Annotated in this window: 6 protein-coding genes; 2 read left to right on the forward strand and 4 right to left on the reverse strand. The window is 71.4% G+C overall.

Annotation, left to right across the window (positions count from 1 at the left end; all coding sequences use genetic code 11):
• The first annotated feature begins 66 nt into the window (after positions 1-66).
• Positions 67-678, forward strand: coding sequence for a helix-turn-helix transcriptional regulator (locus BMZ25_RS18430; RefSeq protein WP_092696125.1), 612 nt, complete (start codon positions 67-69; stop codon positions 676-678).
• Between the two features lie 87 nt (positions 679-765).
• On the forward strand, positions 766-1,968 hold the full coding sequence (locus tag BMZ25_RS18435) for a sulfotransferase family protein (protein WP_092696126.1): 1,203 nt from the start codon (positions 766-768) through the stop codon (positions 1,966-1,968).
• 16 nt (positions 1,969-1,984) lie between these two features.
• On the opposite strand, the gene BMZ25_RS20560 is transcribed toward BMZ25_RS18435, so the two are convergent.
• The 4 genes from BMZ25_RS20560 to BMZ25_RS18460 form a co-directional block, all read right to left on the reverse strand.
• Positions 1,985-5,536 (reverse strand): glycosyltransferase family 2 protein, encoded by a 3,552-nt coding sequence (locus tag BMZ25_RS20560; RefSeq protein WP_143071563.1) that lies wholly within the window; start codon positions 5,534-5,536, stop codon positions 1,985-1,987.
• On the reverse strand, positions 5,533-7,794 hold the full coding sequence (locus tag BMZ25_RS18450; RefSeq protein WP_092696129.1) for a glycosyltransferase family 2 protein: 2,262 nt from the start codon (positions 7,792-7,794) through the stop codon (positions 5,533-5,535). The genes BMZ25_RS20560 and BMZ25_RS18450 overlap by 4 nt, the downstream gene beginning before the upstream one ends.
• Before the next feature lie 112 nt (positions 7,795-7,906).
• Positions 7,907-9,307 (reverse strand): hypothetical protein, encoded by a 1,401-nt coding sequence (locus BMZ25_RS18455; protein WP_143071564.1) that lies wholly within the window; start codon positions 9,305-9,307, stop codon positions 7,907-7,909.
• An 81-nt stretch (positions 9,308-9,388) separates the two neighbouring features.
• A complete protein-coding gene (locus BMZ25_RS18460; RefSeq protein ID WP_092696131.1) occupies positions 9,389-10,723 on the reverse strand; it encodes a cytochrome-c peroxidase in 1,335 nt (444 codons plus the stop codon).
• Positions 10,724-10,975: the final 252 nt, after the last annotated feature.

Below are 10,975 nucleotides of genomic sequence, written 5' to 3' on the forward strand. Positions count from 1 at the left end.
ACTTGTTAGTAAGATGTTAATTAAAGGGTCTATCGCCCATATTTCCGGGCGAAAGATGATTAAACCATGAAATCAACAGTCTATATCGTTAGTGAAAGCTTTCTCCTGGGCAATCTCCTGCGCGAGCCGTTTTCGGAACACTTCACCGAGGTCGCGGTGATCCCCTGTCTCGACGCGATGGACGGCACCGACGGTGCCGTCGTCCTGGTCGACGTGGGCGACGCCGAGGCCTGTGCCCGCGCGCTGCGCCGAATCCGCGGCGCCGGGCAGGACCTGTCCTCGATGGTGCTCCTGCTGCGCAGCGAGGACCAGGGCGCGGAACTCGAAGGCCTGATCGGCGAGGTCGGGGCGATGCTGCCGCCGACCACCGGCGCCGAGGATGTCGTGCGGATCTGCAACGTGGTGAATGCGGGTGTCTGCATCTGGCCGCGCTCGCTGATCTCGACCTTCACCGCGGGGCGGACCCGGCAATGCATGACGCGCCGCCGGCTGGGATCGCTCACCGTCCGCGAGCAGGCCGTGCTGGACCGGCTCTCGGACGGCGACAGCAACAAGTCGATCGCCTCGGCGCTGAACATCAGCGACAGCACCGTCCGCGTCCATGTCCGCTCGGTCCTGCGCAAGCTCGGCGCGACCAACCGCACCCAGGCCGCGCTCTACGCGGCGGGTCACGGCTGACGCCGGGGCGCGATCGCCGGTCCAAACGTTGCCCCGCCGCCCCGCATCGGGTCTAAGGCGGGGGACGACAGCAGACGGACCAGCCCCATGCAGATCACCTTCGTCCTCGGCGTGCACCGCTCCGGGACCTCGCTGCTCACCGCCGGACTGCAGGCGGCGGGCTGCGACCTGGGCACCTTCGAGAACCGCATGAACGAGGACAATCCCAAGGGAGAGTTCGAGCGGCGCGACATCGTCGGCTTCAACGAGCGCCTGCTGCGGCATCTGGGCGTCAGCTGGGACAACTGGGGATTTTCCGCCGACAGCGAGGACTTCCGCGACCCCGCCTTCGCGCCGTGGCGGGCCGAGGCGGCCGACCTGTTGCGGGCGGCCTTCCCCGCCCCGCCCGCGCGGGCCTGCGCGATCAAGGATCCCCGGACCGCCGGGCTGCTGCCGTTCTGGACGGCGGTGGCCGAGGACCTGGGCTGGACGCAACGCCATCTCCTGGTCCTGCGCCCCCCGCGCGAGGTCGCCGAGAGCCAGCGGCAGCGCGCCCTGCGGCGGCCCGGCGGCTTTCCGGTGATCGCCGACATCGAGTCGATGTGTGCGCTCTGGGCGGTGACCATGCGCACCACCCTCTCGGCCCTGCCCGGCGAGACGCTGGTGATCCGGCACGCCGCGCTCTACGAGCAGCCCGAGGCGGTGCTGGGGCAGAGCGCGGCGCATCTGGGGCTTGCCGTCGACCCCGCCGGGATCGCGCGCTTCGCCGCCGACCATCTCGACCGGGGGCTGCGGCGGGTCGCCGGCGACACGGACGACGCCGCCCCCGCGCCCGGCTTCTGGCAGGACTGCGCCGAGCGGCTCCACGCGGCCTGCGACCCCGGCGCGGCCACCGGCCTGCTATCGCCGGAGACGGCCCGCGCGGCCGCCGGCGCGGCCCCGGCGCTGGACGCCGCGCTGCCCGCCCTTCCGGCCGTGCGCCATTCGCTCGGCCGGCTGCGCGAGCGGCACGGGACGCTCGCGGCGAAGGCGGCGAAGAACCGACGCGAGGATCTCGACGCCACCCTCACCGCGCTGTCGGCGAGCCTTCTCGCCGAGGGCCCGGCGCGGACGGAACAGCTGCGCGCGCTTCGCGACCGGCTCAACCGGACCCAGCGGATCCCGCCCGACCCGGTGCTGCTGGAGGTCAAGGCCGACCTCGACCGCGCGCTCGCCGCCGCCCTGGAAGAGGCCGCCACCGCGCCCCCACGCAAGGCACCCTCGCGGCTGTCGCGCCTGCGCGCCGCCCTGACCGGGCGCGGCGCCGGCTGAGCCCCGCGCGCACCGGTCACGGCAGGCCGGAGAACTGCCCGCTCCACAGGACGAAGGTACCGGTCAGGTCGCGCAGCTCGATCCGCCCGGCCAGCGCCGTCTTCCGCGCCCGCTCCGACAGCGGCACGGTCCGGGGCATCGGCCCGACGGTCACCTGGAAGGCGGGCAGCGCGTCGATCCACACCGCCAGGCGGTCCTCCCGCTGCGCCCGCAGCCGCAGCACGCTGTCCTGCAGAAGCTCGACCTCGGCCCCCAGCCCGGCCAGGTCGACGAGGGTCTGCCGCCCGCCGTCCCACTCGAGCTCGACCCGCGGCGGGCCGGTGCCGGACAGCGCGCCCGCGGCGGTGGAATGCCAGGCGTGCTCCGCCGTCTCCGCCCCCGGCGCACGGCGGCGGGCGGGCCAGACCAGGTCCGGCAGCGCGCTCGGCTTCAGCAGGAGCGGCGCCGTCACGAACAGCACCGACTTGCCCCCCGCCACGCCCTCGGGCCGGTGGAACCGGTCGGCCACCAGCCGCAGCGTCCTGTCGCGCCCCGCCGCCGGGATCCGGAAGCGGACGACCTGGTAGCCGTCGAGCGCCTGCCCGCCGGTGAAGGTGCGGTCGAACGCGACGGTGTCGACGGGCTCTCCGGCCGCGCCGTCGGGGCCGGCCTCCTCCAGCACCAGCCGGGCCTCGGCCCGGTGCGCGGCGAGCGCCACGGACAGCTCCAGCTCGCCCTCGGCGGCCGGGACCGTCACGCCCTCGGTGACCGGGCAGCGCGACGTTTCCGCCGCCGCCGGGTCCTCGACGATCAGCCGCCCGGTCTCGAGCCCCGCGACGCGCCAGGCCTCGAAGCCCCGCGTGTCGAACCGCACCGCGCCCGCGCTCGACGGCGCCAGGGGAAGCGGCACGGGCGCCTGGCCGATCGCCGGCCCGTCCGGGTCCGGCACCAGCGGCACCGACAGCCCGCCGCGCCCCGCGCACAGGCCCTCCGCCGCCTCGGGGGCGCAGCGCACCCAGAGCCGGCCCTCGCGCAGCAGCGTCTCCGATACCGGCAGGTTGGCGGGCAACGGCGCGGGGGCGCTCTCGCGCAAGGCCCGCCACCGCCCCAGGCCGGGGCGTTCCTCGGACAGGATGGTGATCCGCACCGGCTCCTGCCGGGTCTCGATCAGGCTTTCCCGCGCGGCGATCAGGCGGCGCTCCTCGGAGGTGAGCTGCGACAGGAAGCGGCGCATCTGCCGGCTCGCCTCCTGGCTGGAATAGCCCCGCCCCTTGGGATGGTGGACCGACACGGCGGTGTCGCGGACCACCTCGAGCCCGCAGGCCGCCGCCAGCGCCGCCGCCGCCCAGTCGAGCCCCCAGCCGAGATTGTTGTCGTCGTAGTCCAGCGCCGCGAAACGCTCGACCACGGGACGGGCCAGCGCCCAGACGATCCCGTCCGTCTGCGCCACCCGGTAGAGCATGGTGCCCGGCACGTGGTCGCGCACGGCCCATTCCGCGGCATAGGGGGTCCAGTCGATGCTGGGCGCCCAGACCCCGAGCGCGGGCGTCTCCGCCCAGACCCGGCCCACATGGCGGGCCAGCGCGCCCCAATCCTCGTGCTGCGCGTCCGCCTGGATCTGCAGCATGACGTCCTCGGTCCCGTGGCCACGCACGGCCTCGGCGAATTTCGGGCCGAAGAACCACGATTGCGGCACGCCGATCCAGTCGCCCGGCCCGGTCTCGGGCGTGCCGGACTCGTTGGAATAGATCACGGTCAGCCGCGCCACCACCGGGGCCAGTTCCCGGGCGATGCGCAGCGCCCGCTCGTGCATCCCGTCCCAGCCGATCACCACGGCATGGACGTCGCGGGCGGCCGCCGGAGCGGCCTCTTCGGGTGCCGGCGCGGCGGCGTGCGGGGCCGGGGCGGCGACGGCCCAGCTTTCGGCCATCAGGCCGGCCCAGGTCTCCTCGACCCGGCGGCGCAGTTCGGGCGTGCCGAGCCGCGCAAGGGCCGCGGCCCGGCGCGCGGGATCGTCCGCCGGCGGCGCCGCCGGCCCCGCCTCTTCGGCCACGGCGGCGGGGATCCAGACGCCCAGCCGGGCCAGGGCGTCCCGCAGGGCCCCCGCCGGCGCCGACAGGAGCCTTTCGGCGGGCAGCAGCATCCGCGGCCGCCCCCGGGTGTCCCGCTCGAGCGCCTCGATCCCGGCAAGCCATGCCTCCGCCGCGGCATCGGCCTCGGGCCCGGCGGCCTCCAGCCGGTCCCAGGGCGGGTCGATCAGCAGGATGACGGCGGCCGCCACGCGCTCCGCCGCGGCCAGCCGGTCCCACGCCGCCAGGGGGCCGGTCTCCTCCGTCCCCGCCAGCACGAGCCCGTGGCCCCGCTCGGAGAAGCGGGCGAGGATGCGGGCGATCTCGGCGTCGAGCGTCTCGTCGGGCCAGCCGTCCGCGCCGGGGGCGGCATGGGTGGCGAAAAGCGCCGACAGAAGCTCGGGCGCCGGGGTCTCCGGGCGCGGCTGCGGCGTCCGGGCGCCCACCGCGCGCAGCCGCGCCGCAACCGCCGCGCGATCCTCTGCGCGCCCGCCGAGCACGAGCAGCGGCGTCGGCGGGCCACCGGGCGTCGCCGCGGCGGTGACGCGGCCGCCGGCCCCGGCCAGAGCGCGCCGGGCGGCGGCGCCCTCGCGGGCCGCGACGACGCCGTCGCGCAGCCGCGTCTCGGGCACCAGCAGACTGGCCCGCCAATCCGCCAGCAGCCTCTCGGGCGTGGGCAGGATCTCCTGCAGCACCCTGTCCCAGCCGCCGCCGGGATCGCCGCTGGCGTCCTCGTCCGCGAACCGCGCCCACCGGCGGTACTTGGTCGACACCTTGGGGCCCGCCGTCGGATCGCGCTCCACCGCGGCGGCGATGCGCCGGGTCGAGGCCGCGACCTCGTCGGCCCGGCGGAACGGCGCGTGGAACACGGTGACGTCGCCGTCGACCGCCCGGCCGCCCTCCGAGAACTCGGCCTGGTGGGCGCCCCGCGCGATCTGCCGCAGACGGCCGGGCCTGAGGGCGACCTTGGGCGGCAGCCCGTAATAGAGGAACGGGTCGGCCAGCGGCGTGTCGTCGTCCAGCCGCTCCGGCGGCAGCCTCCCGGGATCGGCGGCGCGCCAGATCAGCGCCTCGGGCCAGTCGAGCGCCGCGAGATCCTCCCACGAGGCCAGGAGGTTCCGGCGCGGGCAGCGGACCATGTCGACATCGTCGTCCCACCCCGCCAGGGCGCCGGGCAGGTCGGTGCCCGCCGGCGGCGTCCAGAACTCGTCGGCATCCGACGGGATGACCCAGTCCGCGCCGAACCGGTCCCGCGCCATCGCCGCCATCTGCGACATCCAGAGATCCTGGCGATAGGTCTCGTCGGGCTGGTCGAGACAGGTCAGGCAGCCCATCGCGGCGAAATCCCCCAGGATCTCGCGCGTGCCGTCGCCCGAGCCGTTGTCCATCGCGATCACGTGGGACACGCCGTGGCGCAGGTGCCAGTGCAGCATGTCGGCGATGATGTCGGCCTCGTCGCGGACCACCACGGTCAGCACGACGCGGGGGCGCGCGGCCTCCGGCGCGGCGGGGGGGCTCAAGACCCGGTCTCGCGGTCGAGGACGTAGATCTGCCGGCCGCCGTCGCAGAGCGAGGTCACGATGATCCGCCGCCCGTCCGGGGACGGCACCGGGTGGAGATCGCAGCGATACTCCCCCTTGGGGGGACGATGCCCCCCGAACTCCGCAATCGGCATCGTCTCTCCCGTCCTGCGATCGAATTCGGCCAGCGACACGTCGGTCGCGTACGGTGTGTCGAAGATCATGCGATCGGGATCCTCCGCAAGGTGGCGCAGGTGGACATTGGCCCCGAAGACCTCGGGCGCCAGCGCGGTCTCGGCGGGCGGATCGGTCGCCTCGGCATCGGGCGCCAGAACCACCCTGCCGTCGCGCTGGTTCCAGAAATAGAGCCGCGCGTCGTCCAGCCACATCACGTGCGAGGCGCCCCGCGCGACGACCCGCGGCGCGCTGCCGTCGACGCCGCAGGTCAGGCTCACCCCCATCGTGCCGTTCCAGGGCCCGTCCCGGCGCCGCCAGCGCAGCTTGACCGTGAACCGCCTTCCGTCCGGCGAGAACTTGCAGTGGTTGAACCAGTAGACGAACGGCGTCTCGCGGTGGGTGCGGCGCTCGTCCGGCGGCAGGTTCCGCTCCAGCACCTCCCGCGCCTCTTGCAGCGACAGCACCAGCCGCGCCGCCCCGGTACCGAGATCGAGATGCCAGAGCCCGTCGTCGCCGGGCGCGGGGGACAGGTCCGCCTCCCTGTCGAGCCCGGCATAGCCATAGCCCGGGCGAAGCGCGTTGAGCCGCGCGAAATCCAGGCTCAGCGCCCCCTCTCCGGCCGGGTCCACCGCGTAGACCGGCCGGTCCAGCAGCCGCGCGCCGCCCTCGGGGTCGCGGATCCGCGCCACGAAGCGCCCGTTCGCCCGGTCGTTCCAGACCAGCGCGCCCCCCACCCATTGCAGCATCGGACCCTGCTGCCAGCTCCAGGCCCGGCTGTGGCCCAGGCTGCGGAAGCCGCCCTGCCCGATATCGACCACCCCCACCTCGACCGCGTCCCCGGGGCGCGGGGTCCGGGGGGGGTGCGGCAGGCGGACGGCGGCGACGCGGGCGCAATCCCGGTCCATCACCGGGATGTCGTAGTAACTGTGGAAATGCCCCACCCCGTGGCCCGAGCCGAAGGTCAGCTGCCGCACCGACCATCCCGGCGCGGGACGCACGTAGTCCTGCGACCAGGCCCGCACCGGGCCGAAGGCGCCGGCCCGGCGCTCGGCCTGGCGGCGCAGGGTCTGCAGGTGGCGCCGCCAGGGCGGACGCGGCCCCCGCGCCCGCGCCAGATGCGCCGGGTCGATCCGGTCGCCGCCCTCTTCCAGAAGGTCCAGCAGCAGATCGGTATAGGCCCGCGCCGCGTCGGTCTGCAGCCCGCTCGCCCGGCGCTCGGCCATGTGCCGCGCCAGCGCCGCGCGCCACTTGAAATGCGCCACGTGGATCGGGAACGCCAACCGCTCGCCCGGCTCCTTGATCCGCGGGTGGCCCGCCAGGTTCTCGCCCGCCGCGTTCGCCGGCCGCCGGTCGTGGATCCGGCGCAGCCGCGGATGGCCCGGCCAGGCCCGCTTCGCGGGGTCGAGCCCCAGCTCCGCGGCCCGGCGCCCCGCCTCCTCCGCCGAACGGTCGAAATCGAGCCCGTGCCCGCCGAGCCCCGGAAACAGCAACCCCGCGCAGAGCATCGTCTTCACGGTGCCGCCCTGGTCCTTCAGCTCGGGGCGCCGGCTGATCTGGCACATCAGGTCGCCCTCGAGCGGGAACTGGGCGAAGATGTCGGTGCCGGGCTCGACGGGGCGCAGGCGGCCGTCCGCCGCCAGCCGGTCGATCATCGGCCCCTGCAGCCAGTCGAAGCCGCGGGTCTCCATCTCGTCGAGGACGGGGGCGATGCCGTCGGGATAGACGTGCAGCTCGTCCACATCGGCGCTCAGGACCCAGGCATCGGCGGGCACGCGCGCCGCCTGCAGGTCACGGCGCCGGCGCCACATCTCGATGCTGGAATAGGGGCCGGTCCAGATTTCGGGATCCGTGACGCCGAATTGCTCCAGAACATTCGAGGCGCCTGTCAGAAGCTCCCTGTCCTCTCCGGCGGAAACATTCAGAATGACCAGAATGTTTTCCGGGGCAATACCAAGGTCGAGGTAATGGCCGAGAAAATGAGGAAGGATGTCCAGATCGGAAGGAACCGCAACCGCCGTGACGAGGTAGACGTCTTCATGGACCGAATGGCGAGGTACTTCCGTACCATCGGGATCAGCCATTCTTTTCAACAAGCACCCCCGGAACCATCAACGCACAGACCAACATTTACCAGGACACCCCCGCAGGAGCACACCTCGCGCAAGCTTGACAGCCACGAATTACTACTGCCTTTCAAACGTTCTCGGCTTCCAGAATCGCGTTCTCGATAGTGCTCGACTTGGGCCGAACTCTCTGGAGAACCTTCAGCAGCACCAATGCCCCCTCACGCGACTCGCCTCCCCCACGGGCGAGCCCGACCGCAAGCTCGGTCAAGCGCTCAACTTCCTTCTCCGTTATCACGGTGAGTCCGTTTATATTCAAGAGACTTTCGGTCAAGTCGTGAACGATTCCGATCTCTTCTTTCGGACTTTCCTCGCTCCGATCCCGAGGAGGAGGTTCGAAGAGATTCTCATCGGCGTTGAAGTACTTCCCGAAGAAGCGTCGGTTCGACTCCGCGAAGCCGTTGAAAATCTCTTCCGAGCGTCCATCGGAGACACTTCCCCGCTTAAGATGCGCCGCCCCGATAACCGAACGCACCATCCTGTTTCTCAAGGAATTCGCCTGGTTCTTGATGAACTTCGGATGGCGCTCGTTTATCAGCCTTACGGCAACGGACTGGAGCGCCGAAAGAGATTCATTCTCTGAGGAGACGTCGTAGAGCAATCCGCCCAGATCGACGTCAGGCATGGTACGTTCTATGAAATCTTTGCGGATATCGCCGTGTCTCATCTTGTTCCGGTCGAACATGACGGGAGAGACGGAGCCGGCACCGAACGCCGTCACCCACTTATCCATGATGAATTCGTAATCATAGTAGTGCCGGTATTTGAACGGATCGGCATGAAACTTCTGAAAGGAAATCGCCTTTCCGGATTTCAAGGCCGTGGAGTACAGGCTTCGCCGGAACTGAGACTGCTCGCGGAAATAACATACAACTTCCACGTCCGTAAAGAATTCACCGATGAACGTAGCAAGCTCCGCAACCTCCTCATGGGTCTTGAGCCGGCTCTGCATGTGTTCGGAGGTCAGGACAACCGTATGGTGATCTTTCGATAAAGCCTCCACCTCGTCTCGGAAATTCGCGCGAAATGTCTCGAATGATGCCTTTCGTCCGGCCTCGTCGGTAACGCCGATCATGCGAAGGTAATCATCCAGGTTTCTCTGGAACATCGCGGCAAGCATCCTGTTGTTCGGATGACCGGCCGTTTTCGTAAGCGCGACGCCTTGGCGAGAAAGACTTTCCTCGTTGGAATAAATCCATTTTTGAATGAGAGTGGTGCCTGTTTTCTCGGTTCCGATGTGGAGGATACATTTCATTTCGCCACTCCAGACAGGAATACGGCCTCGAATAACAAAAATGGGGGTAAATTCGAAAAACTCGTCTGACGCGAAAAATGAAATTGCATACAGGAAGAGTCCATGCCCAAGATTCACTCTCGTCAAGGCATAGACCAAACCGTGACTCGGACACAACCAACCGTTGCAGCGGAAAAGCCGGGCGGGATCGCCCCATAGGTCCGGAGCGGCAGACATTGCTCCGCCCCCCGCCCGCCGGAAGCTGCGGATCGTGGAAATCCGATGTCTCGTATCGACGCGACCGGCGGCGTACCGCCCCTAGTCCACCGGCAGCCCGCTCGGGACCTCGGCCGGGCGGCCCAGGGGGCGGCTGCCGGCGGTCTCGCCGGTGAGCGCGCCGAGGAAGGCGACGATGTCGTCCACGTCGCTCTCGGTGATGTCGGGCAGCGGCGTGATCGTCAGCGAGGCCAGCTGCAGCGCCACCTCGACGCCGTCGGCGGTGGCGGCGAAATCCGCCTCGGCCACCGCGTCGAGCGGCGGCAGGCCCGCCATCTCGGGGCGCCAGGACAGGAGCGCCTCCTCGGGGTGGCAGTGATGCGCGATGATCCCCTTCAGCGTGGCATAGGCGCCGTTGTGCCCGTAGGGCGCGGTCAGCGTCACGTTGCGCAGCGACGGCGTGCGGAAGCGGTAGGCATCGGCGGGGTCGCCGGTGGTCAGCATCCGCCCCGGATCCACCCCCAGCGCGCCGCGCAGGGTCTTGCCGGGGCCGAAATTCGGCAGGCCGATGGCGTGGAACTCCTGGTCGGTGAAGAGCGGCCCGGAATGGCAGCCGGCGCATTGCGCGTCGCCGAAGAACAGGTCGCGCCCCCGCTCCTGCGCGGGCGACAGCGCCGCCGCCTCGCCCGCCAGCCAGGCGTCCCAGGGGCTGTCGTAGCTCTGCCATTCCACGGCGATGAAGGCGCCGAGGGCGTTGACGATCTCGACGATGGTGATGTCCTCGGGCGCCTCGACGTGAGGATAGGCCGCGCGCGCCATCTCGACATAGGCGGGAATCGCGGCGACCCGCCCGGCGAGCAGCGCCCAGGCGGCGGGCCGGTCCGCCGCGGTCACGGCGGCGTCGGCGACCGGGTTCTCGCCGGGGCTGCCGGCCATCTCGTGCTCGGAGGTGACGGGAAACAGCGCCTGCGCGGCGAGGATCGAGCTCAGCCCCTCGGGCAGCGCCTCTCCGGCGGGCGACACGAAGCCCCCGGGCGCGGCGGCATCGGCCTGCAGGCGGCCGTCATGGAACAGGGTGTGCACGTCGCGGTGGCCGAGATTCCACAGCGCGGGCGCGTTGCGCGGGATGCGGGCATGGACCTGTGCCGGCCCGTAGCCCGGCTGCCGCCGGGTGCCGAGCCCCGCGCCGCCCTCGCCGAAGCCGAGCGCCACGGCGTCGCCGCCGGCCAGGTCGTGATGGTGGCAGGTCCCGCACGAGATGTTGCGGTTGCCGCTGAGCACCTTGTCGTAGAACAGAAGCCGCCCCAGTGCCGCGGCGTCGGGCGCGGCGCCGGGAAAGTCGGCGCCGGTGATCCGTCCGGGACCGGCGGCGGCGGCGAGAGGGGCCAGCAGCGCGGCGCCCAGGAAGAGGATGCGGAGCTTCGGAAACGCGGCCATCTCGGGCTCTCCTGTCTCGAACGCGGGAGACCCGCCCCCGCGGCGGCCCCCCAGGGACCGCCCGGCGCCCTCGCGCCGGGCGGAAGATCGTCACGCCGGGGCTCAGCCCGGGGTGTTGCAGAGCCAGTCGGATTCCTCCGGCAGCTCGGGGCAGTAGAAGTCGTGCTCGACGTCCCACGAGCCGACGGCGGTGTAGCCGCCGGAGTCGAGCCCGTTGGCCGTGGCGTTGACGCCCACGCCGCCCTGGGTGTT

It is taken from the genome of Tranquillimonas rosea, from assembly GCF_900111315.1.
Classification (GTDB): Bacteria; Pseudomonadota; Alphaproteobacteria; order Rhodobacterales; family Rhodobacteraceae; genus Tranquillimonas; species Tranquillimonas rosea.